Here is a 22,022-nt window from a genome sequence, read left to right on the forward strand (position 1 = left end):
CGGACAGGCTTTCAGAACAGGTCGATCGTCCCGGCGGGCAGTGATCCGTCCGGTGCGTGCGTCCCTTTCAGGGCCCGCACGACTGCCCCGAGCGTAACCCCGTCATACAGACGGGCCACACTGACGCCGTCCGCCGGCCCGGGGTGGGGAAGGGATATCAGGTTTCTCAGAACCGTCGTCACGGCCGCGACCGTCTGTGTCGCGACGTCCAGCTTCTGAAGCCTGCCCATGTCCGCATCGCTCAGCGCCAGGCCCCTGACACATGTCTCGACGGCCTGCTGGGCGTGAACGAGATCTTCACAGGCCGCGTCCAGAAGACACGCCATTCTCGCCACGGCCTCATGCATCGTAATGTTCGGGGTGACGTCCGGGGTGGTGTGTGTAGCGGAATCTGTTTCCATCTTCAGTCTTTCTCCGCGCCCTGACGGTCAGAACAGTTCGACGCCCGAGCCGGCTTCCCGCGCCCATTTCCGTTCGGCTTCGGCCTCTCGCCGGCTGTACGCTTCTTCCTGATGCCCGACAGTCCTGGCATCGTGGACCAGGTTCTGCTGCGCCCGTCCGGTCGCGGGCCAGAACCGGACCCGCCGGGCCTGGCTGCCGCCCAGGCTGTGCGAAACGCAATGCAGCCCTTCTTCCGCCAGATATCGCAGGACGAAGCGGCTGTTCTCCTGCCCGATATGCCCCAGCGACGGAATGATGGCCGCGCCGCCGAATGCCTTGCATTGCAGCCGATCGAGGCTCCCGCCTGCTTTGAGAATCCCGTTGACGAGTTTCTCCATCGCATTGACGCCGAAACGCATGGCCGTTCCGCCATGGCCGTCATCTCCATCGGGCAGCAGAAAATGGTTCATGCCGCCGACGCCGGCCACCGGATCGAACATGCAGACCGAGACGCACGAGCCGAGAAGGGTAACCAGAAGAGTCGACGGATCGTCCGAGACGACCACTTCGCCCTGTACGACCGTCGTGATTGTCGATATGTCCGTCACGTTATGGGCCCGAACACCTTTTCAAGCACCTCCCGCAGTTTTGCGACGGTATAAGGCTTGGCAAGAAAATTATTGACCCCGGCCTTGACGGCTTCCTGAACGAGGTCCCGGCTGGCCTCGCTGGTCAGGATGATGAACGCGACTTTCTGCGTCTTCGGGTTGCCGCGGACGGCACGCAGCAGCGCCAGCCCGTCCATGACGGGCATGTTGAAGTCGGAAATCACGAGATGCGTCGGATTCTGGTCGAGATATTCGACGGCTTCCCTGCCGTCCTTCCTCTGCGCGATGTGCGCGAAGCCGATCTGCATCAGGCTGTTGGCCAGAATCTGCCGGATGGACGATTGGTCGTCAACGATCAGCGCCCTGATCTGTGAAGCCGCTGGCATAGTCTCCTCCTCATTTCCCATCCAGATCCGGCCAGTCCGCCGGCGTCGATCGCGATCTACGGTTGCCCGGTGCCGAAGCCCCGTCCGATCGGCCGGACACGGCGCGGACGGACAGGCCAAGGCAACGAGACAGAGAGATACCAGTAAGCCAATGGAATCGGGCGTCGTCCTGGGGTCATGTCAGCGCGCGGGCCGTCATGGCGGCGGCACTGATCTGGTCAAGAGAGACGATCCGGGACGCCGCCCCGATTTCGGCGGCGACCCGCGGCATTCCATAGACGACCGAAGACGCCTTGTCTTGCGCAATCGTCTGGGCTCCGGCCCGGTGCATGGCCAGGAGACCTGCCGCGCCATCCTGCCCCATGCCGGTCAGGATAATGCCCAGCGCATCACTGCCGACCTGCTTCGCAATGGAATCGAACAGAACGTCGACAGACGGGCAGTGACCGTTCACCGGCGCCGATTTCAGGAACGTCGTCATGCATCGGCCGTCGCGCCGTTCCACGGCCACGTGCCGGTCGCCTCCCGGCGCAATCCTGACGCAGCCCGGGGCCAGTATTTCGCCATCCCTGGCCTCGCAGATGGACAGCGCCTCGATCTTCTGGTCCAGCCTCTTGGCGAAACTGGCGGTAAACAAAGCCGGCATATGTTGGCAGACGATGATCGGGGGGCTCTGTCGCGGAAAACCCGCAAGCACCAGCTCCAGCGCCTCCACCCCGCCCGTCGAGGCCCCGATCGCCACCAGTTCGAACCAATGGGCCCAGCTTTTCTGCACGTCCGGCACGCTGTTCGGATCGCGGCGCCGCGGCTTGGCGGCAGGATCGGATTGCGCGGCCAGCCGAACGAGACGCGCCAGGCCCGCAAACGCATCCGTCCCGACCACCGAAGCCGGTTTCGCGAAGCAGTCGAACGCGCCCATCTGCAAGGCGGTGATCGCCGTATCGGCCCCCCGGGCCGTCAGGCTGGAGACCATGACGACCGGAATCGGACGCAGCCTCATGATCTTGTCGAGAAACTGCAGGCCGTTCATGCCGGGCATCTCGACATCGAGCGTAATGACGTCCGGCTGGTCCTTGATGATCAGGTCCCTGGCCTCGATCGGGTTCGCCGCTTCGCCACAGATGACGATATCGGGATACTGCTCGAAGGATCTCCGTATCAGTGCCCTTATCGTTCGTGAATCGTCGACCACCAGAACCCTTACCGGCTTCTCCAACGCTTAGTCGTCCTTTTCGTAGATGGTCGGGGCCACCTGCGTCAGCCCGCATTGGGTTGCGCAAGATACGCGTTCGGAATGGCCCACATACAGAAAGCCGCCCGGTTCCAGCCTGTCGGACAGGCGCTGCCACAGACGCTCACGCGTCGCCTCGTCGAAATAGATGACGACGTTCCGGCAGAAAATGGCCGAAAACGTCCCCCTGATCGGCCAGGAGGCATTGAGGTTGAGCACGCGGAACGCAGGAAGGCGGCCGATCGGGCCGGCAAAACGGTAATCCCCGTCGCCGCAGGACTCCATGAACTGGGCTTTCCGCGCCGCGGGTATGCCCTCCGTTTCCTCATCCGGGTAGACGCCGCCCGCGGCCCGCGCGACCACGTCGGCATTGATGTCGGTCGCGAGAATGCGCATGTCATGAGCCGCCGCGTCCGGAAATGCCGTCATGATGGACATGGCGATGCTCCAGGGTTCCTGCCCTGTGGAGCACGCCGCCGACCACACCCTTCCGCGCCCGCCCGCGGCGATGTTCGCGGCAAGGCGAGGAACCACGACGGTTTCGAGATGCTCGAAATGCTTCTTTTCCCGAAAGAAGCTCGTGACATTCGTGGTCAGGGCATAGACCAGCTTCTCCATCTCGCCTTCGCCGCCCGGCGCCTGCACGAAATCCAGATAGGTCCGGAACGAGGCGTGGCCAAGCTCCCGAACCCTGCGCGAAACGCGCGAATACACCAATGCGCGCTTGGTCGCAGGAAGATGGATGCCCGCCTGCGCCTGCGCGATCCGCTGTACCCTCTGGAAATCGGTATCCGTGTAATCGGACTCGCCGACCGGCATCAGGCCGTTCATGCGGAAACCGTATCCCCGACCAGTTGTCCGACCACGGTTTCAAGGCGAAGGACGCCGATCATCCGGTTGTCGACCAGCACCAGCCCCCCAAGGCTGCTGCCGTCATCGGATACGCTCTGCACGTCGCCAAGGTCGATGTCCGCCATGTCGATGACGCGATCGACCAGCAGCCCGCATACGACGCCGCCTTGCGACTCGACGAAGACCACGACGCGGCGCGGATTGTCGGCCTGCGGCGGCACGTTCAGATAGACCGCCAGATCGATCACCGTCAGGATGACGCCGCGCAGATTGATGGCCCCGCAGACATAGGGGGGGGCGAACGGCAGGGTCGTCGTCTTCTCGAATCCCCGGATTTCACGAACGCTCAGGATCGGAATGCAATATTCCTGCTCCCCTATGGCGAACATGATCATCTTGACGATCGTGGCGTCAGCAACCTCTGTCTGTTCCGTCATGTCCGGTTTCCTGCCTCGCTACCGATTATCGGCATGATGTCGCTACGCCGCCAGCCCCGCGCGGATGCGCGCGGGCTTGTTGTCGAGATGCCCGACGGCGGACGCAATCAATGCCGGAGCGTCGAGGATCAGGGAAACGCTGCCGTCGCCCAGAATGGTTGCCGCCGACACGCCGAATATCTGCCGGTAGTTGTTCTCTATGCTTTTGATGACGACCTGGGTCTGGTCGCGAATCTCCTCCACGACCAGGGCGGCCCGCGCCCCCGACTCGTTCTCGACGACAAGGATGATCGCATCGTCCGGCGAGCCCGCCGGCGAAGAGTCCGACAGGCCCAGCGCCGCGGCAAGCGGGATCAGCGGCATGCAGTCGCCGCGGATCGAAATGACATTGCTGCCGTCGGGCAGGGCGTAAATATCCCGGCGCTTGATCATCATGGTCTCGATCACGGCCGAGATCGGAACGATCATGGTCGAACCGCCGGCGACGATCACCATGCCGTCGAGAATGGCCAATGTCAGCGGGAGGCTGAGGCTGAACGTGGTCCCTTTCCCCGGGACACTGTGAATCGCGACCCTGCCGCCAAGGCTCAGGATCGCCTGCTTGACGACGTCCATGCCCACGCCCCGGCCCGAAAGGTCGGACACCGCCTCCGCCGTCGAGAAGCCCGGCGCGAAGATCAGATTGTTGATCTCGTCGTCGGTCAGCACCGCGTCCGGCGCGACGATGTTCCGCCTGATCGCCGTCTCAAGCACGCGCGCGCGATCGATCCCGCCGCCATCGTCCCTGATCGTGATCAGGATCCGGCCCGAGCGGTGTTCCGCGGACAGCCGGATATGGCCCTCCGCGGGCTTGCCGGCCGCGATTCGGTCTTCCTTCTTTTCGATGCCATGATCGACGGCATTGCGCAGCATATGGGTCAGCGGGTCCGTCAGCTTTTCGACCAGCGTCCGGTCGACTTCCGTCTCCTCGCCCGCAAGCGTCAGGACCACCTCCTTGCCGGTCATCGAGCACGCTTCGCGCACCACGCGCTGCATGCGCTGGAACACGCCGCGAACCGGCTGCGCCCGGATCGCCATGACGGCGTCCTGGATATCCCGCGTCAGGGACTGCATGCTGCCGATACTCTGGACCAGTTCCTGCTGCGTCGCGCTGTCGCCATGGCGGGACAGGGATTCGATGGCCGCCTGGGCAATCACCAGTTCGCCGACAAGATCCATCAGATCGTCGATCCGGTGGAGATCGACACGGATCGAAGCCTGCTCGGGCTTGCGGGCCGGCGCCGGACCAGCCGCGGCGGGCGCAACCGCCGCCGCGACCGGGACCGCGGCCGGCGCACGATGCGCGTCGGCCAGTGCGGTTGCCAGTACGGTTGCCAGTACGGGTGCCACCTCGTCGACGGGGGCAGGGACCGGTTCCGGGGGCGGCACCGCCACCGGGCTCTCTCCCGTTTCGCCCGCTCGGGTCATCTCGAAATCGCAGGCGTCGCTGACCCAGTCGAAGACGGCGCCGCAGCGTTCCTCGGAGACTTCCGGAGGCAGCACCACACGCCACGAGAGATAGGCCCTGCCGGGAACCAGATCGCCAAGCGAAGGAAGGGCGGAGCAGTCGCAGGCCGCCACGATGTCTCCCCCGCTCACCGCCGCCGCCGCGACGTCCGCAAGACCGATCAGGATGTTCCGCGCATCGTCCCCACGCTCATACAGGACGTCATGCGGGCGGAACGTGACGATCAGCGGCGCGGGGACCGGCGCGGCCGGCCCGTCAAAATCGAAATCCACCGCGATCGGTTCGAAGTCGATGGAGACAGGTTCGAAATCCAGCGGAACCGGCACGAAATCCTGCGGGACGGCGTCGTCGGTCGCATCGGGCGCATCGGTTGCGTCAGCCGTACCGCCACGGCCGGTGATGGCCTCCAGCTCGATCCGGCTCTCGGCAGCGCGGGCCGGATCGACCGCCAGATTGTCGCGCGCTTCGACGACCAGGTCGCTCAGCACATCCATCGCCTTGAGAAAAATCTTGATGATGTCGGGCGTCGGGGCAATACGCCCCGATCGCAGGTCATCAAGGGCACTTTCAAACACATGGGCGAAGCGCACGAGGTTCTCAAGCCCGAAGGATGCGGCCCCGCCCTTGATCGAATGCACGGCACGAAAGACGCCGTTGATGGTTTCCTGCCCGGATTCGCCATCCGACAATGCCGAAAGCCCGCGTTCAAGCTCCTCCAACTGTTCGTCGCATTCCTGGAAGAAGATCCGGAGGATATCGTCCATATCGGAACTCATGTCGTCCCCGCTTTCTTCAGGCCGTAACCCGCCGGATGGCCGCGACCAGACTCTCGGAACTGAATGGCTTGACGATCCATCCGGTCGCGCCGGCCGTCCTGGCCCGGGCCTTCTTTTCCGGGTCGCTCTCCGTGGTCAGAACGATGATCGGCAGATGCTTGAACTGATTCATGGTCCGAATCGTCTCGATCACCTCGAAACCGTCCATGCGCGGCATGTTGATATCGGTGATGACCACATTGGGGGGCGGGTCGGCGCCGCGCAGGACGTCCAGCCCATCGACTCCGTCCGCGCCCTGAATGACGTCGCACCCGGCCTCTTCCAACGCTTTGCGCAGCATGCCCTGCATGGTCCGGGAATCATCGATCGTCAGGACACGTAAATTCTGTCTACTCGCCATACCGCATGCTCACTGCAGAAGGGGGAGCGGTTCCTGCAGGAACGCGCTGACCCCGAAAAGGGCAAATGCCTCGCGGATCTTCTCCGACGGTGCGACCACAGGGCAGCCGCTGGCCAAAAGAACCTGCAGGCACAGGCCGCCGACATAGCCGACGCCGGATGCGTCAAGTGCCACCGTTTCCGTCCCGGCCTGGTCCCGTGCCTGCGCGATCAGCGCCTTCAGCGCCTCGGCGGCTGCACTGTCCAGCCGTTCGGGCAATATCACGCAGGCAAGGGGGGACGCCGCGCCGGATTCGCCTTCCATCAGAAATCTTCCCATCCCTGATCCGGCGACGTCGTCAGCAGCGGGGCGGTCAAGCTGGGGGAAGGCGGCCGGCCGGCTCTCGTCTGCGGCCGCGCGGGCGACAGCACGGCCATGCCGTCGTCGGCGGCGTGACGCCTCTCATTGCCGATCCTGAAACGGCTCAAGGTTTGGGTCAGCGTTCTGGTCTCGGCCGTCAGGTTATGGCTGGCCGCGGTCGTTTCCTCGACCATGGCCGCGTTCTGCTGGGTCACCTGGTCCATCTCGCTGATAAAGGCCGTGATCTCTGACAGACGCTGGGCCTGGTCCTGCGTGGAGACCGAAACCTCCTCGACCCGGGTCGCGATATTCTGCGTGCTGCCCGCGAAGTCAGTCAGATAGCGCCCCGTCTGCTGCACCAGGTCGACCCCCTTGTCGACCTGTTCCGCCGAGACGGAAATCAGGCGCTTGATCTCGCTGGCCGACTTCGCCGATTTCTCGGCAAGGGACCTGACTTCCTGCGCGACCACCGCAAAGCCCCTGCCGGCGTCACCCGCGCGGGCCGCCTCGACACCGGCATTCAGCGCCAGGACGTTGGTCTGAAAGGCGATGCCGTCGATGACCGAGATAATCTCGCCGATCGCATCCGACGATTTCTTGATGCCGTCCATCGCCGACGTCGTCTCGGCCATGATGCCGGTCGCGGACTTGACCTTTTCCAGCGACTGCTTCGTTTCGGCGCTGGCGTCCGAACAGGCCCGGGCGATGCGCTGCACGCCATCGGTCACGGTGCGCACCGACGCCGCGGCCTGGCCGAGGTTGGCCGCCTGCTTTTCCGTCCGCTTCGCAAGATCGGCGGACGCGGTGGAAATTTCGGTGGCCCCGGTCGCGATCAGTTCCGAATTGTTGGCCACGGCCCGCAGCGCCTCGCTCCGGCGCATGGCCGAATTGTTGAACGCATCGCGCAACGGCGCGAATTCGCCGTCGAAAATGGGATCCGTGATCCGCAGCTCGAGATCGCCCTCGGCCAGTTCCTTCAGCGCCGTGCCAAGGGCCTCGATGACCGCGTGCGTGTGCCTGTCCCGTTCCTCGCTGCGGTCGAGAGACTGCCTGATCTCCGCCGCCATGGCCGCCTGGCGGGTTTGCGCCTCGCCCTGCTCGCGCACGCTTCGCGCGAACGCGACCATCACGCGCGCCAGGCGCCCCGCGCAATCCTTGTTGTCGAGAAACGGCACATTGGCGCGGTTTTCACCACGGCCGAGCTGCTCGCCAAGATCGCGCAGCGTCTCCAGGGGGGTCGTCACCACACGTGTCATCATCTGCCAGATGATAAAGACGACCACCTGTCCGAAAGCCAGGGCGCACATATTCATCAGGAACATGTGGTCGATCGGCTCGTGGGCGAGATACCCGGCGGCCTCGATAATGATCTGGAGCATCAGATACGCTTCCAGAAACAGCATCACTGTCCTGATTTTGCTTCGGAACGGCGCGTCCCGATAGAGCCAATTCAACATGCTGGTCTAGCTTTCCTTCATATCTGGGGGGCACCGCATATGAAGCTGTTCGCACACACACTCTGCTTCGGACGGCACGCTGAATCCCGTCGGCCATTCCGTTGGAAAGGTAATTGTCTTGCCGTAAAGAGTTAACAAATTGTTAAAATTCCATCTTTTGCCGGAAAACACATGCGCGGTACGACGCTCGCCGAAATGCCGTCGGCGCGACATACATCCCACCAATGGAAAATGCCGGTCAGGAGCCAAAGCTTCTGACCAGGCCGCCCGCCACCATCTGCCAGCCATCGACCATGACGAAGAAGATCAGCTTGAACGGAAGCGATATCGTCGCCGGCGGCAGCATCATCATGCCCAGGCTCATCAGCACGCTCGACGTGACGATGTCGATGACAAGGAACGGCAGGTAAAGCAGAAAACCCATTTCGAAGCCGCGGCTGAGTTCACTGATCATGAAGGCGGGCATAAGCACCCGCCACGGCGTTTCGGCCGGCGATTTCGGCAGCGGGACATTCGCCAGGTGCAGGAACGTTGCGATGTCGGCCGGCCGCGCATTGGCCAGCATGAAGGTCCGGAAGGGTTCCGCCGCCGCCTTCAGGCCATCCATCTCGCTCATGCGCCCATCCATCATCGGAACGATGCCGTGGTACCAGGATTGTTCCAGAACCGGCTGCATGACGAAAAAGGTCAGAAACAACGCAAGGCCGATCAGCACGGTGTTCGGCGGCGTCCCCTGCGCGCCGATGGCGCCGCGCAACAGGGACAGCACGACGATGATGCGCGTAAAGGCCGTAACCATCACCAGCAGGCTGGGCGCAAGGGACAGAATGGTGATAAGAGCCGTCAGTTGGACAAGACGGCTGGTCGTTCCCGCGTCGCCAAGACCCCTGCCGAGATCCAGGGTCAGGGACTGGGCGTGCGACAGGCCCGGCATGGCGATCAGCATGCCGAGGGCCAGACCGACCGCGACAATGGCTCCTGAACCGAAAAAACGGCGCGTGAGCAGGCGGAATGTCACTCTGTCAGGTTCCTCTATTCGCATCGCGCGCGCCCACATCCGGCGGCGCCGGGGAGGACGCGCGCGGCGGGCTCGCCTCCGCCTCGTCGATCCATCCCAGAAACACATCACTGCCCCCGCCGGTCAGGATCAGCCCCGTCTTCCGATCGCATCGTATGATGCTCAGGCGCCGGCGCTGATCGATGGCCAGACTTTCCACCACCGCCAGACTGCGCGTCCGGCGTCCCTTCAGCAGGTACGGTTCCAGGAATTTCAGAGCATGGCGGCTCAGAAGAATCAGCGCGACGACCACCGCAAGGGACGCAAGACCGGTCAGCCACGGGGTGACGAACGCGCCCGTGCCCAGCGCCGGAAATCCCGTCCGGGCGGCGGCAAGCGTGACTGTTCCGGGCATTCCGTTCCCTCTCTCCGAAGCCGCATCCGGCTCAGCGGAAATGCTCTATGTTTTTACTTTATCGCGCATCTTCACGCGATCTGCTCTAGCTGGACGAGCCCGGAGAGGATGACAGGATCTCGGTCATCGTCACGCCGATATGGCTGTCATCGACCACCACGACCTCTCCCCGTGCGATCAGCCGGTTGTTCGCATAGATATCCACCGCTTCTCCCAGCTTCTTGTCCAGCTCCACGACCGCGCCGCGCCCCAGCCGCAGCAACTGGCTCACCGGCATCGTCGCCGTCCCGATCACGGCCGTGATCTTGACCGGGATGTCATAAATCGCCTCCATCTGGCCGGTGCCGATCGCCGCTTTATTCTGGTCGTGCTGCTCGGCCTTCCCGGACGATGAAGGCGCAGAGGGGGCGTCCGAACCCGTGGTGGAAAAATCCTCCAGCCCGATATATCCATTGTCTGCACTCATGGTTCTCTCCGCCTGGTCTGTGCCTTTTGCCGGCCCCGTTCCGCGCGCTGCTCCGCGAGGGCCGTAACAGCGGCAACAATCTTCTCCGCGACGGATTTTCGCCATTGTTCCGGATCAATGACAATGGTGGTTGCCGCAGAGGTGACGCTGATCATGCCCGACCCTGCCTCCGGTTCTGATTTCAGCACGGGCTCTATCCGAACATCGCCATCCGCCTTGACGATCGACGCCAGACGCTGCGCATGCGCTTCATCGCAGCGGATCGTGACGGCGCCCTCGCACTCCCTGACGAATCCTTCGGCATCCGCGACAAGATCGCGCCGCAACCCCGCCAGCACGGTGCCGTCCAGCGCGGTCAGGCCCCGGACGATATCCACGACGGTCGCCACAAAGGCATGCGCGGCGTCGTCCATGACTTGCCGCCGCCGGGCGTTCTCGGCTGCGAATGCCGCATTGAGAGAAGCCACGCAGGATGCATGCTGTTCCGTCAGCACATCCTCCCGGTTCCTGGCGCCGGTTTCCAGCCCCTCCTGGAACGCGGCCCGACGCAACGACTCCACGTCCTCGCGAGACATCGTGACCCGCTCCGGGTCGGACCCGGCATCGTCCGGGGGCGTCTGCGCCTCTGTCGGGATGCTCTCGGTGTCCGGCCGGGACGCGGCGCCGAAATCCTCCAGGTCGATCAGCCGGCGCCGACGGTCCGCCCCCTCCGCGGGGTGGTGCCGGTCGGACGGGCGGGCGGCCGCCGGAAAAGGAATGAAAGCCCCCCTCATGGAATGATCTCGTCATTGCCGCTATTGTCGGTCAGGTCGATCTCGCCGGCATTCGCCATGGTCTTGATGGTCGCGACAATGTCGGCTTGCGCCGCGTCGACGTCTTTCAGGCGTACAGGCCCCAGGGCGGCGATCTCTTCCAGCAGGATGCTTCCCGCGCGTTTCGACATGCATTGCAGGAACAGCTTCCGTTCCGTCTCCGCCGCGCCCTTCAGCGCAAGCGGCAGCTTCTCGCGATCGATCTGGGCGACGACCTGCCGGAGGGAATCGTACGGCAGGCGCTTGATGTCTTCGAAGGTGAACATAAGCGCCTTCACCTTCTCCATATCCTCCTGGTTGCGCCTGTCCATGGCCTCCGTCAGGCGGATTTCCGTCTTGCGGTCGAAATTGTTGAAGACTTCCGCAAGCAGTTCGTAACTGTCCTGCTTGGCCGAACGTCCCAGAGACGCAATGAACTCGGAACGCAGCGTGGCCTCGACGCTGTCCAGAACGTCCCGTTGCACCGTTTCCATGTGCAATATCCGCATCATGACGTCGGTCGCATAGTCCTCGGGCAGCAACGCCAGGACGCGCGCGGCATGGGCGGGCTGCAGGCGGCTGAGGATGACGGCGGCGGTCTGCGGATATTCGCCGCGGAGATAGTTGGCAAGCACGCTCTCCTGCACATTGCCCAGCTTGTCCCACATCGTCCGGCCGCTCGGACCACGGATCTCGTCCATGATCTTCTCGACCTGGTCCTGCGGCAGGGCCTTGCGCAGAAACTCTTCCGTGGTCTCGTATGTTCCGACCAGCCCGTCCGGCGATTCGAAGTTTTTCGTGAACTCCTGGCACACGGCTTCCACGATCTGGGCTTTCACGATCCCCAGGCTCGCCATGGCGACGGAAATGTCCCGGATTTCGTCTTCATGCAGAAGTTTCAGGATTTTCGCCGCCTGATCCCGCCCCACGGCCAGCATAAGGACAGCGGCCTTCTGCGGGCCGCTCAGATGCGGAACAGCGAAATTCTGTCCTTCGACGGCCAGCGCCGTTTCCATCACGGAATCGGCCATGGTCACGCTCCCGCTCCCGCCCTGGAATCCGGCGCGGCCAGCCAGTTCCGGATGATAAAGACGGTCTCGCGGGGACTCTCCTCCATACGGGCCGCCACTTTCGCAATCGCGACCATGCGCATCTTCCCTTCGACCCCGTCGATGCTGACCGTTTCGTCATCGCCGGCAAGGATCGGCGCCAGCGCCGCGGGCGACGCGGTGCCCGCGATCCGGGCCGTCGCGGCAGGTGCGCCCTGCAGGACCTCCAGCTCGGTTCGCGCCGCCAGGGCCGGCGTGTTGGCCTTGCCACGCCAGAGCATGGGCCGGACCGCGACGAAGATGGCGCCCAGCGCCAGCAGGATGGGAATGACCCATTCGGCCACATAGATAAGCGTATCCCGGCTGAACAGGCTGCTGCTTTCCGCCGGAAGGCCAACCCCGTTATCCGGCATGAACCGCATGGAAACGACATTGACCGCGTCGCCACGGCTTTTGTCATATCCGATTGCCGTCTCGACGAGTGTCGAAAGCCGGGCCAGCTCGGCATCGTCCAGCGGCTTCCAGACCTGGTTTCCGGTCTTGTCCTTCGTAAATGTGCCATCGACCATGACGGCCAGGCTGATCCTGGACACGCGGGGGCGTGTCTGGCTGACGACGCGGACCCGCTTGCCGATCTCGTAATTGTCGGTTTCTTCCTCCCGGTCGTCGCTCGAACCGGTCCTGTTGGCCTGGTTCGCGTTGGCGTTCGGCAGATTGTTCGCCACCGAGGTATTCGGGTTCGCTTCGGTATTGGCGCTCTTGTCGGTCGTCGTCTGCTGCGATCTCAGGACCTGCTGATTCGGGTCGTAGCTTTCATCCGTTTCGCGGATTTCGTCGGTGTTCATGGTAACGGCCGCCCGGGCGCGGACATGGCCCGCCCCCAGGATGGGTACCAGCATGTCTTCCGCGGCCTGCGCCAGACGCTGCTCTTCGGCGTAGCGGAACTTCTCAAGGGCGGATTCCTGGCCCGCCGCGCTGTCAGGATCCCCAGGCTTCGCCAGAACGTCGCCGCGCGTGTCGACGATGGAAATATTCTGCGGGCGCAGGCCGGGAACGGCCGCCGCGACCAGATTCTGAATGGCCTGGATGCCGTCCGGCGCCATGCGGCCAGCCCTGCCGATATCAAGCACCACACTGGCCTGCGACGGGCTGGTCTGGGTCGAAAAAAGATCGCGATGCGGAAGAACAAGGTGAACCCGAACGTTGCGCACCCCGTGAAGCAGGCGAATCGAACGTTCAAGTTCGCCTTCCATCGCCCTGGTTTCGTTGATGGTCTGTTCGAACTGCGTGCTGGTCAGGGTGCCGCTTTTGTCGAAAAGCTCGTACCCGACGGCGCCGCCGCTGGGCAGGCCATCCTTGGCAAGCAGCAACCGCGCACTGGCCACCTGGTCCCGCGGGACATAGAGGCTCGTGCCATCCGTGCTGGTCGTCGAGGCGATATGCGCCTTGCCCAGATCGTCGACCATCTGGGCTGCCTCATTCAGGTCGAGATCGCCATATAACAGAGCCATCGGCTGGCCGCCGCTCCGAAAGGCGAAAATGCCCAGAGCCGTAAGGAGAATCGTCGCCGCGACTCCCAACACCGCAAGCCGCGTCCGCCCGAGCCCTTTCAGGCCAGCCAATATATTCTGCATACGGAACGCTGCTATGCTGATACGGCGCTGGACCAGGAAGCCACAAAATCCTCCGGCGGGTTAACCATTCGATAATCTCTGCGTCTCGCATGCCATCGCGTCATCCTACGCGTCAAGGCAGTCCGGAAGCGCCATTTCCTCATCATAACGTGACCCGGCGTGTCAGGAAGGCCAAAAACACAGTCCGCAACAAAATCCGGAAGCGAGACACGGCTCCAGTGCGCCATGTTCGGCATCCGGCCATGCTGCCTGTCATCTCAAGGAATAGTCTCAAGGAATATAGGCGTTCGTCGGAGGTGCGGTCCTGATCGTCGTGTTGAGCCTGTTCGCATTCTGCTCCTGGGTCAGTCCGGTCGGACCTTCCGCCACCTGGCGCGCGACGTTGGGCATCAGGTCCGGTCGGCTCCAGCAATCCACGCCATTCCAGCTCTGGGTGCAATAAGGCTGCGGAGCGGGCGGTCGTTGCGGGGGCGCACACCAATCCTCGCCCGCCTGGATGTAGCCCGCATTGCATTCGCGCCCCGTCATGTGTGAGACGAGATAATCCGGCGCGCACCCTGCAAGACCCGCGATCAGGAAAACCATGATGCCGCCCCTGATTGTCATAGCTGGCAGTTCCTGTCCCTCAAGACTGTGCCCCGATCATGCAGTTTCGGGCCAGGCGGTTCCGGGCCATGCGGCGTCCGGCCGCCCGGCAGGCTACTGGCGCGATAGCTTCAGCGGATCCTGATCGGCCGGACCTTGCCCGGACGGGCTCTTCAGCCACCAGGACGGCGCACCCATATCCGTCGCCGCCGGCCCGCTCCTTCCATCGCCGCCGAAGGGCAGGCGCGAAGAACGGAAACTCCGCACGCCCGCCATGTATTGCGACACGAGATTCACGCGTTCAGGCATCATATATCCCATGACGGCCGAGATCTTCCGGGGGGTCATCCTGTTGGCCACCGAGACGAGCACATGGATATCCATGATGTCGAAGACCGCGGCGGCCTCCTTGGGGGGCATGTCCTCGTATATCTTCACCAGCCTGTCGGTCTCGGCGGACATGGTCTCCCGATGCGCCTCCTGCTTCTCGGCCAGCGCGGCCATGGACGTATCAAGGTCGCGCATCTTCGCGTCGAGGGCCGACCTGGCCGCATCGAGGATGTGCCTCTGCGCCTCCAGATCCTTCTGTTCGCTGTCGATGTCCGACCGCCGGGCCAGAATATCCTTGACGAGATCCGTCTCGGCCCTGTCGACCCCCGGGTCGGACTCTCCGCTCCGGCCTGTGGCGACCGTCCCGGCTCCCGCGCAGGCGATGCCCCGCGGGCAGTCCGCATCGGACATGCCGGTCTTCTTTGCCGACATGCGGTCGGGGGCGGGCGCGGCAGGCGCGATCGCCCTGCCGTTCCCGTCGGAGGAAAGAACCGACGTCCAGCCTTCCGCGGCATTTCTCGCCGCGGAATAGGTGCTCGCCATCGTATCCGACGTGCTGGCCGCGGCCATCTGCAATGGCGCCGCCTGTCCGGCCGGAGCGCCCGCCTCGACCCCGTCATCCTTCAGGTGTCCGGCAAGCGCATGCATGTTCATGGCAAGAAGAAGCGTCATCAGGATTGACGAGACATGCACGAGCTTCCCGAATGACAAGCGGGGTATGAGCATCTTAACCTGGCCCGCTCGCGGGTTTCTGCCGGCGTTCACACATCGCGTCCCTGGCGGAGACCACGGACATGCCTCTCGATACGGGCCATGAACCGACCATTAGGCGTTGCCTCTATGATCCGCCCGCGGCGCCTGCTTCCAAAGCGACCGGCTTGCTCATCACCTCGTCGATTCTGCCGCCCTCGGTCACGTTCCGTTGATGCTGTGAAGTCGGGCCGCTGTCAAGTTTTTACAAAGGATCTCCCCACTGGCGCCGCATATCCGACATAATTGTCATTCCGACCATGAATGAACGATCCGCGACGACATATTTCGGCAGGCGCCTTCCCGCCACTGCCGCCCTACGCGCTCCGGCCGCGGGCGGTCACGGACAGACGGGTCTCCACAAGCGCGCATAGATCGGCACGGACACGGTGCATGGGGTCCGACCAGTCGAGCGGTCTGGTCTGCTGGTAAAGGCGCAAACTGTCGTACCACGGAGAATCGGTGCGGCCCGACAGCCATCGCCAGCACTGGTCGTAACGGGAAAGCATCCAGACCGGCTTCCCCAGCCCGGCCGCTATGTGTGCGGTCGATGTATCGACACTGATCACCAGGTCCAGCGTGCCGATCAGTGCCGCCGTATCGCTGAAATCGCGCAGCAGGGATGTATGGTCGATCAGACGCATCCCCGCCGGCGGCTCCCCGGCCTGCCCGGCCCGTTCTCCAAGCTGCAGGCTGTAGAACACGGCATCCGGGGCGGCATCGGCAAGCGGCGCGAATGTCGCGAGATCGGTCGAACGGCGCCGGTCGGCAAGCTCGGCCGCACGAATTTCCTGATGCGGCGCTCCCGCCCAGACAAGACCGACGCGCAGCGACCGCACCCGTCGCCCATCTTTCATGGCGTCGTCCTGAAGTACCCCGCGCCAGAACGACATTTTATCCGGATCGGCCCGAAGAAACCCGCCCGCCGACGGGATGGTCGTCAACGTCGTGCCCAGCGCCCGCGGCAGGCTGAGTGCCGGACATTGCAGGTCATGGGGCGGGATCTCATCCTCTTCCGACACGAATGTCTGGTCCGGAAAGGAGTGCCGGAACAGGGTCAGCAATTCCCGCCTCGCCCTGATCAGGGTCCGGCCGCCCCGTTCCGCCGCGCACGGGAAGAAGCGGGAGAACTGGATCATGTCTCCAAAACCGCCTTCCGTATGGATCAGCAAGGTCCGGCCCCGAAAATCTTCACCATTCCAGAGCGGCGCGCTCATCGCGTTACGACGCGAATCGAACGTCGTCCAACGCCATTCATATTCCCGGAAACCTTCAAGATACTTGCCCTGGGCCAGAAGGGACAAGGCATGGTTCGTCCGGGTTTGCGCATTCTCGGGCGTCAGCGCCACGGCGACCTGATGAAATTTCTGGGCCAGTTCATGCTCTCCGCGATGATCGAGGGCCAACCCGAGATTGCTGAGGGCAAGGGGATGGACAGGATTGCGCTGGAGACAGTTCCTGTAGGCGGCAATGGCCTCGTCGTAACGCTGTGTCTGTAACAGGACATTGCCGAAATTCGACCAGCCGTCCGTCAGGGCCGGATCAAGCGCCACCGCGCGCGCCAGCAATTCATACGCTGCGTCAAACGCGCCGAGGGTGCAGAGCAGCCCGCCATAATTGCTCAGGGTCCGGGCGTCGTCCGGATTGTCGGCCAGCACGGCCCGATAAGCCTGTTCCGCCTCCTGCAGGCGTCCGGCGCGTTGCAGCGCCTCTCCGCTCCCTTCCGGATCGGCCCTCCGTTGTGCCGTCGCTCCAGAAGACGGCCCGGAAGCGGGCGGGAAGGCATCATGTGGCATGGCGTACGGAACCTGATAATCCGGGGGTGGCACCGCCACCCGTCATGGCCGGCCGGGCCTGCGTCCCAAAAAATCGTTCAAGAAACAAGCGCCGGGATGTCTTTTGGATATTTTTTAAATACTGTCAAAACGGCAATATGCTATCAAGAATCTGCTGCCCGTACCGTGGCATCTGCATCTTGGTCAATTGTCCACGGCCGCCGTACGAAATTCGCGCCTCGGCGATTCTGTCGTGCGTCACGGTGTTGTCCTCCGTAATATCCTGCGGCCTGACGACACCGCTGACCATAAGCTGGCGCAATTCGCCGTTGATCCTGACTTCCTGGCGGGCGACGACCACGAAATTACCGTTCGGAAGGACCTGCGTGATCGTTCCGGCCAGGGAGAGCGTGACCGTTTCGTTCCGCGTGATCGTGCCGGTCGCCGTATTGGCATTCGTACTGCTCGTATGAAGGGCCGTCGCGCTCGACAAAGCCTTGCCCTGCAAGCCGAAAAGGTTGGGAATGCCGAAAGTCTCCGTCCCGCTGCCGGACGCCGACGTATCGTTGGTCAGGGCCGCATTGTCGGCGATATCGACCTTGATCGTCAGCAGATCCCCGACCTGCGACGCCCGCTGGTCCCTGAAGAATGCCCGGCTCCCCGGCCGCCACAGGCTTCCGACCTCCGTGGGGGGCGGCTGCAGCGGCGGCATCGGCATCGTGACGGGGCGATAGTCGGGCGCCTGCGTCGGGTCCGATGTCGTGGTCATGCGCGGCGGATGCCCCTGCTCGCTCAGGTCCGACAGGCCCGAACAGGCGGACAGGCACAGCAGCCCGGTCATCGCGGCGCTAACCAGGGCAACTCCGGACAAAGCGGCTCTCATCGGTGCAAGATCCCAGCGCATTCAACGGCTACCGCAAGGACAGGGTCGCCCGCGCATCGTCGCGGGCGGACGCCGTCAGACGCCGCAGGACGCCCGGATCGGAGCGCACCGCACCCGACCCCGCCTCGACCTCGATTTCCGACGCGTTCGTCACACGGCCCGTCACGATCATGCCGCTCGCCAGGTTAAGGGCGCGCACATACTGACCCGCCCCTCCATCGTCCAGGACGCGTCCCGTCGCCGTCAGATGAACGCCGGGGGCGGTAAAGGCGACCAGTACCGGGTCTCCCTTGTGCATCAGCACGGTCCTGTGCAGGTCCTGATCCAGGACGGCTTCGCCCGCGACCACGCCGCGCGTCAGGGTCATCCCGTCCACGTCGCCCGCATCGGTGAAGGCCCTGCTCGCGATGTGGCCGGTATAGGCGTCATCCATCTGCAGGTCGGACGCCGAGAGCACGGCCCCGGCAGGCAATGCGTGCGCGAAGACCAGCACCCTGCGTGCCGCATGCACCGTGCCGGTCAGCAGGAAAGAATCCTGCGTGGCATCCCCCGTGGGCTGGCTGCGATAGGCCGTCGCGGAAAACCACCCGCTGCGCTGGTCCCAGTCGACGTCGGACAGGACGATCGGCCTCGGATCGTCCGGCGCAACCATGATGGGGTGGAAATTGACAAGTGCCACGGACACGGGGCCGCTGCCGATATCCGGCAGGTTTTTCCTGACGAGTTCGGAAAAGAAGGTTTTGTCCAGGATGCGGCCCGCACGGGTGATCGTCGTCATGGCCGATGGAGACCGATCGAGCCAGTCGACGCCGTACTGGTCGGCGATGGCCATCAACTGGCCGCCGCCGACCTGGATGCTTGCACCGGGCGCGGGGGCGGGGCCCAGCACCTGGTCCTGGCCCGGCTCCAGGTCCGCGAACAGGTCCGACAATCTCACGGTGCCCGACGCGATGACCGTCGCATTCCGCAATGTCGCGGCCCCGCCATGCGCGGGATGTGCCATCACGAAGCCGGCCGCGATCACGCCCGCGATTGCCGCCCGCGCCGACATGCTATTTCAGGTTCGTCAATGTCTGAAGCATCTGGTCGGAGGCCGTGATGACCTGGCTGTTCATTTCATAAGCGCGCTGCGCGGTGATCAGATCGGTGATCTCTGTCACCACGTTGACGGCGGATTCCTCGATGAAGCCCTGCTGGACCGATCCGTATCCCTGGCTCTGGGGCGTGCCGAGATTCGCGGTGCCCGACGAGGTCGTCTCCGTAAAGAGGTTCTGCCCCATTGCCGCCAGGCCGTTCTCGTTCTGGAAGGTGGCAAGCTGGATCTGTCCCGCGACCTGCGAGGTCGTCTGGCCGGATATCGTGTACTGAACCTGGCCGGTCTGATCGATGGTGATGTTCTCGGCGTTGCTCGGCAGGCTGATATTGGGCGCAAGCGGATAGCCGTCCGCCGTCACGATGGTACCATCCTGCGACAGCGAGAACGTGCCGTCGCGCGTATAGGCATATTCGCCCGACGGCAAGGTCACCCGGAAATAGCCGGATCCTTCGATCGCCATGTCGAGCGAATTGCCGGTCTGCTCCAGCGAGCCCTGTTCGTTGATCCGGTAGATCCCGGCCGTGCGGACGCCAAGGCCGATCTGCGCGCCCGCCGGGACAAGGTCGCCCGTGTCGGAACTCATGGTGCCGGCGCGCCGGAGATCCTGATAGATCAGGTCCTGAAATTCGGCCCGGCGGCGCTTGTAGCCGGTCGTGGTCATGTTGGCGATGTTGTTGGAAATCGTCTCGACGTTCGTCGTCTGGGCCTGCATGCCCGTGGCGGCGATATCAAGAGAGCGCATCATGGAAGACAATCCTCCTTGTGTCTTGCGGCACGGGCCAACGCCACACAAGACAGGTGCCGGTCATGGCATTCGATGATGCCATAGTTTGGCAGATCATAACCAATTCCTCACAGGTAAAACCATGTCGCCGCCGTGGCAAGGCCCTTTCTGGCGGGCCGCCCGCTACGCGGCGCCCAGGCCGAGTTCGGCCCGCGCCTTCTTCGACAGGCCCTGCGCGACCATCCGGTGGGATCGGCGGATATGGTCGCGCAGCTCGTCATCGCCCGGTCCGTCATCACCCAGTCTGTCACCACCAGGGCCCGGCGCCGCGAAATGCTGGATCCATTTCAGCCCGCGTGAGGCCAGATAGGGCGCCGGGCGCAGTCCGGGGCGCTCCCGCAGGATCTCATAGAACAGCTCGCCGGCCTTGAAGGTGACCATCAGCCGCGCGCCGTCCACGCTGCCGATCGCAAAGACCTTGCCGCCGACCTTCCAGACATGCGCGCCGCCCCATTGCATCACATAGGTGGTCGCGGGCAGCGCGCGGCAGAATGCATTGAAATCGTCTACCGTCATCATGCCCCCTCACGCCCCGGCCATCAGCTTTCGGCCGTCAGACTTCGATCATCAGACTTCGATTATTAGACTTCGATTATCTGGGCACCGGTCCGCCGCGTCCCCTCCGCCGGGGCCAGTTCCGCCCTGAACAGGCGCGCGGCCAAAATCAGCAGGCACGCCGCGACGGCGATCAGCGCCGCATGCGCCAGCCAGAACCGGGTCGATCCCAGATCGGGCAGCATCGCGCCAAGCCGCCCCGCGATGACGTCGGACAGGCGCGTGATCAGCGCAAAGCCGGCGACGATCGTTCCCTTCAGCCCGGCCGGCGACACCCGCACATACAGGGCCATGCCGATGGGCATCACGGCCGACATGGCGAAATCGTTGATCGTATGGAACAGGATGCCCCACAGCAGGCTGATCGTCGGGCCATGGGGCGACCGCGCCGCCGCCAGCGCCAGCACCAGCGGGGCCAGCGCCGCGATCACGCTGAACATCGCCACCTGGTCGATTTCGCCGGGCGCCGCGAAGCGGCGTTCATAGGCGCGCCAGAACGCCAGCCCGGCAATCTGCGTCGCAAGGCTGATCCCGGCATCCAGCGACAGCAGCCAGCTCGCCGGCATCGTCAGGCCGAACAGCGTGCGGGCATAATGCTGCTCGCCCCACAGGATATAGGTGTCATAGACCTGCTCGTTGCCGACCTGGGCCAGCGCCAGCACCGGGACAAGACCCGCCAGGATCGCCAGCAGGCGCCAGTTCGTTTCCGTTTCCGCGTTCGCTCCCGGCCCCGGCCCCGGCCCCGGTCCCGGCCTGGCCGTGCGCGCGTCGTCGCCCGCCGGCCGGGGCAGACTGGCCCACCCCAGCAGATAGGTCAGCGTGCCGGTGCCCATCACCATGGCGGCGACCGCGAAGCCGGCGTGAAAGCCCGCCCAGGCGGCCGCGCCGCCGCAGACCAGCGGCCCCAGCACCACCGCGGCATCCTGCACCAGGGCCAGCAATTGAAACGCATCGGCCAGGCGCTCGTCCCCGGGCCGGTAGAGATCGCCCACCTGCGCGTTCAGCGTGTTGGCCAGCGCCAGCCCGCACACCGAGAACGGCAGCCCGAGCACGAAACTGAAATCGAAGCTCCAGAGCAGCGGCGCCACGGTCAGGCACGCCAGGCCCAGCGCCGTCCCCCAGCGCCGTCCCAGCACGCGGTCCGCCAGCAGCCCGCCCAGGATCTGGACCGGCATCGCGGCGAAGGCCAGCGTGCCGATCAGCGCCGCGGCCAGCGCCTGGCCCCCCACCTGGCTGCCCTGGCCGGCGCCGATCTCCCACCCCAGCAGGTGCCGCAATCCCCAGCCCCCCAGCACGGCCGGATGCGCCGCGGCATTGAACAGGACATGCGCCAGGTACAGGACCATGATCGACTGGGCGCCATAGCGCGTGAAATACCAGGCCCCCTGGGCCACGGCGATCACGCCCAGGCCAGGAGGATGCCCAAGGAACCGGTGGGAGGTCGTCCCGCCATCGATTCGTCTCATAGGGTTCCCAAGGCGCGCACCGCCCACTCCGGATGCCGGTCACAAAGGCAAACCCTGCCAGATCGGCGCCGG

At 64.3% G+C, this 22,022-nt stretch carries 24 protein-coding genes; all 24 read right to left on the reverse strand.

Translation table 11 applies throughout. From position 1 onward, the window contains the following. Positions 1 to 11: 11 nt before the first annotated feature. The gene (locus AAC691_RS16340; RefSeq protein ID WP_342627674.1) at positions 12 to 401 is read right to left on the reverse strand and encodes a hypothetical protein; all 390 of its coding nucleotides are present in this window, start codon (positions 399 to 401) and stop codon (positions 12 to 14) included. Between the two features lie 27 nt (positions 402 to 428). After that, positions 429 to 989 carry a chemotaxis protein CheD gene (locus AAC691_RS16345; protein ID WP_317135213.1) on the reverse strand — a complete coding sequence of 187 codons (561 nt, stop codon included), beginning with the start codon at positions 987 to 989 and terminating at the stop codon, positions 429 to 431. Further along, complete coding sequence (locus tag AAC691_RS16350) at positions 986 to 1,375, reverse strand: response regulator (RefSeq protein WP_176638652.1); 390 nt, start codon at positions 1,373 to 1,375, stop codon at positions 986 to 988. Before AAC691_RS16350 ends, AAC691_RS16345 begins: the two co-directional genes overlap by 4 nt. Before the next feature lie 175 nt (positions 1,376 to 1,550). Further along, entirely contained in the window at positions 1,551 to 2,591 is a 1,041-nt protein-coding gene (locus tag AAC691_RS16355) for a chemotaxis response regulator protein-glutamate methylesterase (protein ID WP_342627675.1), read from the reverse strand. A 3-nt stretch (positions 2,592 to 2,594) separates the two neighbouring features. Further along, positions 2,595 to 3,437, reverse strand: coding sequence for a protein-glutamate O-methyltransferase (locus AAC691_RS16360; protein ID WP_323993101.1), 843 nt, complete (start codon positions 3,435 to 3,437; stop codon positions 2,595 to 2,597). Then, positions 3,434 to 3,895 (reverse strand): chemotaxis protein CheW, encoded by a 462-nt coding sequence (locus AAC691_RS16365; protein ID WP_176638649.1) that lies wholly within the window; start codon positions 3,893 to 3,895, stop codon positions 3,434 to 3,436. Before AAC691_RS16365 ends, AAC691_RS16360 begins: the two co-directional genes overlap by 4 nt. A 42-nt stretch (positions 3,896 to 3,937) precedes the next feature. After that, complete coding sequence (locus AAC691_RS16370; protein ID WP_342627676.1) at positions 3,938 to 6,166, reverse strand: chemotaxis protein CheA; 2,229 nt, start codon at positions 6,164 to 6,166, stop codon at positions 3,938 to 3,940. A gap of 28 nt (positions 6,167 to 6,194) precedes the next feature. Continuing rightward, positions 6,195 to 6,578, reverse strand: a complete 384-nt coding sequence (locus AAC691_RS16375; RefSeq protein WP_323993099.1) for a response regulator — start codon at positions 6,576 to 6,578, stop codon at positions 6,195 to 6,197. Positions 6,579 to 6,587: 9 nt separating this feature from the next. Then, the gene (locus tag AAC691_RS16380) at positions 6,588 to 6,881 is read right to left on the reverse strand and encodes an STAS domain-containing protein (RefSeq protein WP_342627677.1); all 294 of its coding nucleotides are present in this window, start codon (positions 6,879 to 6,881) and stop codon (positions 6,588 to 6,590) included. Next, positions 6,881 to 8,296: a methyl-accepting chemotaxis protein gene (locus AAC691_RS16385; RefSeq protein WP_342627678.1), complete on the reverse strand. Its 1,416-nt coding sequence runs from the start codon at positions 8,294 to 8,296 to the stop codon at positions 6,881 to 6,883. Before AAC691_RS16385 ends, AAC691_RS16380 begins: the two co-directional genes overlap by 1 nt. A 316-nt stretch (positions 8,297 to 8,612) precedes the next feature. Continuing rightward, positions 8,613 to 9,320: a flagellar type III secretion system pore protein FliP gene (gene fliP, locus AAC691_RS16390; RefSeq protein WP_342630252.1), complete on the reverse strand. Its 708-nt coding sequence runs from the start codon at positions 9,318 to 9,320 to the stop codon at positions 8,613 to 8,615. Positions 9,321 to 9,396: 76 nt separating this feature from the next. Beyond that, the gene (locus AAC691_RS16395) at positions 9,397 to 9,786 is read right to left on the reverse strand and encodes a flagellar biosynthetic protein FliO (RefSeq protein ID WP_342627679.1); all 390 of its coding nucleotides are present in this window, start codon (positions 9,784 to 9,786) and stop codon (positions 9,397 to 9,399) included. A gap of 85 nt (positions 9,787 to 9,871) precedes the next feature. Next, on the reverse strand, positions 9,872 to 10,252 hold the full coding sequence (gene fliN / locus AAC691_RS16400; protein WP_176639838.1) for a flagellar motor switch protein FliN: 381 nt from the start codon (positions 10,250 to 10,252) through the stop codon (positions 9,872 to 9,874). After that, the gene (locus AAC691_RS16405) at positions 10,249 to 11,025 is read right to left on the reverse strand and encodes a hypothetical protein (RefSeq protein WP_342627680.1); all 777 of its coding nucleotides are present in this window, start codon (positions 11,023 to 11,025) and stop codon (positions 10,249 to 10,251) included. Before AAC691_RS16405 ends, fliN begins: the two co-directional genes overlap by 4 nt. Then, the gene (gene fliG / locus AAC691_RS16410; RefSeq protein ID WP_323993335.1) at positions 11,022 to 12,059 is read right to left on the reverse strand and encodes a flagellar motor switch protein FliG; all 1,038 of its coding nucleotides are present in this window, start codon (positions 12,057 to 12,059) and stop codon (positions 11,022 to 11,024) included. The genes AAC691_RS16405 and fliG overlap by 4 nt, the downstream gene beginning before the upstream one ends. Positions 12,060 to 12,076: 17 nt before the next feature. After that, positions 12,077 to 13,726, reverse strand: coding sequence for a flagellar basal-body MS-ring/collar protein FliF (gene fliF, locus AAC691_RS16415; protein WP_342627681.1), 1,650 nt, complete (start codon positions 13,724 to 13,726; stop codon positions 12,077 to 12,079). A gap of 270 nt (positions 13,727 to 13,996) precedes the next feature. Then, positions 13,997 to 14,332 carry a hypothetical protein gene (locus AAC691_RS16420; protein ID WP_323993087.1) on the reverse strand — a complete coding sequence of 112 codons (336 nt, stop codon included), beginning with the start codon at positions 14,330 to 14,332 and terminating at the stop codon, positions 13,997 to 13,999. Positions 14,333 to 14,425: 93 nt separating this feature from the next. Continuing rightward, positions 14,426 to 15,313, reverse strand: a complete 888-nt coding sequence (locus AAC691_RS16425) for a MotE family protein (RefSeq protein WP_176639545.1) — start codon at positions 15,311 to 15,313, stop codon at positions 14,426 to 14,428. A gap of 395 nt (positions 15,314 to 15,708) precedes the next feature. Then, positions 15,709 to 17,187, reverse strand: a complete 1,479-nt coding sequence (locus AAC691_RS16430) for a tetratricopeptide repeat-containing glycosyltransferase family protein (RefSeq protein ID WP_342627682.1) — start codon at positions 17,185 to 17,187, stop codon at positions 15,709 to 15,711. Positions 17,188 to 17,311: 124 nt separating this feature from the next. After that, positions 17,312 to 18,049 carry a flagellar basal body L-ring protein FlgH gene (gene flgH / locus AAC691_RS16435; RefSeq protein ID WP_246285459.1) on the reverse strand — a complete coding sequence of 246 codons (738 nt, stop codon included), beginning with the start codon at positions 18,047 to 18,049 and terminating at the stop codon, positions 17,312 to 17,314. Between the two features lie 28 nt (positions 18,050 to 18,077). Beyond that, positions 18,078 to 19,100, reverse strand: a complete 1,023-nt coding sequence (flgA, locus tag AAC691_RS16440; RefSeq protein ID WP_342627683.1) for a flagellar basal body P-ring formation chaperone FlgA — start codon at positions 19,098 to 19,100, stop codon at positions 18,078 to 18,080. A 1-nt stretch (position 19,101) separates the two neighbouring features. After that, the gene (gene flgG, locus AAC691_RS16445; protein WP_176639549.1) at positions 19,102 to 19,887 is read right to left on the reverse strand and encodes a flagellar basal-body rod protein FlgG; all 786 of its coding nucleotides are present in this window, start codon (positions 19,885 to 19,887) and stop codon (positions 19,102 to 19,104) included. A 165-nt stretch (positions 19,888 to 20,052) separates the two neighbouring features. Next, the gene (locus tag AAC691_RS16450; protein ID WP_342627684.1) at positions 20,053 to 20,448 is read right to left on the reverse strand and encodes an MmcQ/YjbR family DNA-binding protein; all 396 of its coding nucleotides are present in this window, start codon (positions 20,446 to 20,448) and stop codon (positions 20,053 to 20,055) included. A gap of 62 nt (positions 20,449 to 20,510) precedes the next feature. Then, positions 20,511 to 21,950: a hypothetical protein gene (locus AAC691_RS16455; protein ID WP_342627685.1), complete on the reverse strand. Its 1,440-nt coding sequence runs from the start codon at positions 21,948 to 21,950 to the stop codon at positions 20,511 to 20,513. Positions 21,951 to 22,022: the final 72 nt, after the last annotated feature.

Source organism: Nguyenibacter vanlangensis (assembly GCF_038719015.1).
Lineage (GTDB): Bacteria > Pseudomonadota > Alphaproteobacteria > Acetobacterales > Acetobacteraceae > Gluconacetobacter > Gluconacetobacter vanlangensis.

Bases quoted from the DNA above. Each gene is read 5' to 3' on its own strand.
- AAC691_RS16455 (WP_342627685.1), bottom strand. From the start codon at position 21,950: ATGAGACGAATCGATGGCGGGACGACCTCCCACCGGTTCCTTGGGCAT.
- AAC691_RS16340 (WP_342627674.1), bottom strand. From the start codon at position 401: ATGGAAACAGATTCCGCTACACACACCACCCCGGACGTCACCCCGAAC.
- AAC691_RS16420 (WP_323993087.1), bottom strand. From the start codon at position 14,332: ATGACAATCAGGGGCGGCATCATGGTTTTCCTGATCGCGGGTCTTGCA.
- flgH (WP_246285459.1), bottom strand. From the start codon at position 18,049: ATGAGAGCCGCTTTGTCCGGAGTTGCCCTGGTTAGCGCCGCGATGACC.
- AAC691_RS16385 (WP_342627678.1), bottom strand. From the start codon at position 8,296: ATGCTCCAGATCATTATCGAGGCCGCCGGGTATCTCGCCCACGAGCCG.
- flgA (WP_342627683.1), bottom strand. From the start codon at position 19,100: ATGTCGGCGCGGGCGGCAATCGCGGGCGTGATCGCGGCCGGCTTCGTG.
- AAC691_RS16365 (WP_176638649.1), bottom strand. From the start codon at position 3,895: ATGACGGAACAGACAGAGGTTGCTGACGCCACGATCGTCAAGATGATC.
- fliG (WP_323993335.1), bottom strand. From the start codon at position 12,059: ATGGAAACGGCGCTGGCCGTCGAAGGACAGAATTTCGCTGTTCCGCAT.
- flgG (WP_176639549.1), bottom strand. From the start codon at position 19,887: ATGCGCTCTCTTGATATCGCCGCCACGGGCATGCAGGCCCAGACGACG.
- AAC691_RS16370 (WP_342627676.1), bottom strand. From the start codon at position 6,166: ATGGACGATATCCTCCGGATCTTCTTCCAGGAATGCGACGAACAGTTG.
- fliN (WP_176639838.1), bottom strand. From the start codon at position 10,252: ATGAGTGCAGACAATGGATATATCGGGCTGGAGGATTTTTCCACCACG.
- fliF (WP_342627681.1), bottom strand. From the start codon at position 13,726: ATGCAGAATATATTGGCTGGCCTGAAAGGGCTCGGGCGGACGCGGCTT.
- AAC691_RS16350 (WP_176638652.1), bottom strand. From the start codon at position 1,375: ATGCCAGCGGCTTCACAGATCAGGGCGCTGATCGTTGACGACCAATCG.
- fliP (WP_342630252.1), bottom strand. From the start codon at position 9,320: ATGCTGATCGCCATGCCGGGCCTGTCGCACGCCCAGTCCCTGACCCTG.
- AAC691_RS16380 (WP_342627677.1), bottom strand. From the start codon at position 6,881: ATGGAAGGCGAATCCGGCGCGGCGTCCCCCCTTGCCTGCGTGATATTG.
- AAC691_RS16450 (WP_342627684.1), bottom strand. From the start codon at position 20,448: ATGATGACGGTAGACGATTTCAATGCATTCTGCCGCGCGCTGCCCGCG.
- AAC691_RS16395 (WP_342627679.1), bottom strand. From the start codon at position 9,786: ATGCCCGGAACAGTCACGCTTGCCGCCGCCCGGACGGGATTTCCGGCG.
- AAC691_RS16375 (WP_323993099.1), bottom strand. From the start codon at position 6,578: ATGGCGAGTAGACAGAATTTACGTGTCCTGACGATCGATGATTCCCGG.
- AAC691_RS16405 (WP_342627680.1), bottom strand. From the start codon at position 11,025: ATGAGGGGGGCTTTCATTCCTTTTCCGGCGGCCGCCCGCCCGTCCGAC.
- AAC691_RS16425 (WP_176639545.1), bottom strand. From the start codon at position 15,313: ATGACGCTTCTTCTTGCCATGAACATGCATGCGCTTGCCGGACACCTG.
- AAC691_RS16430 (WP_342627682.1), bottom strand. From the start codon at position 17,187: ATGCCACATGATGCCTTCCCGCCCGCTTCCGGGCCGTCTTCTGGAGCG.
- AAC691_RS16360 (WP_323993101.1), bottom strand. From the start codon at position 3,437: ATGAACGGCCTGATGCCGGTCGGCGAGTCCGATTACACGGATACCGAT.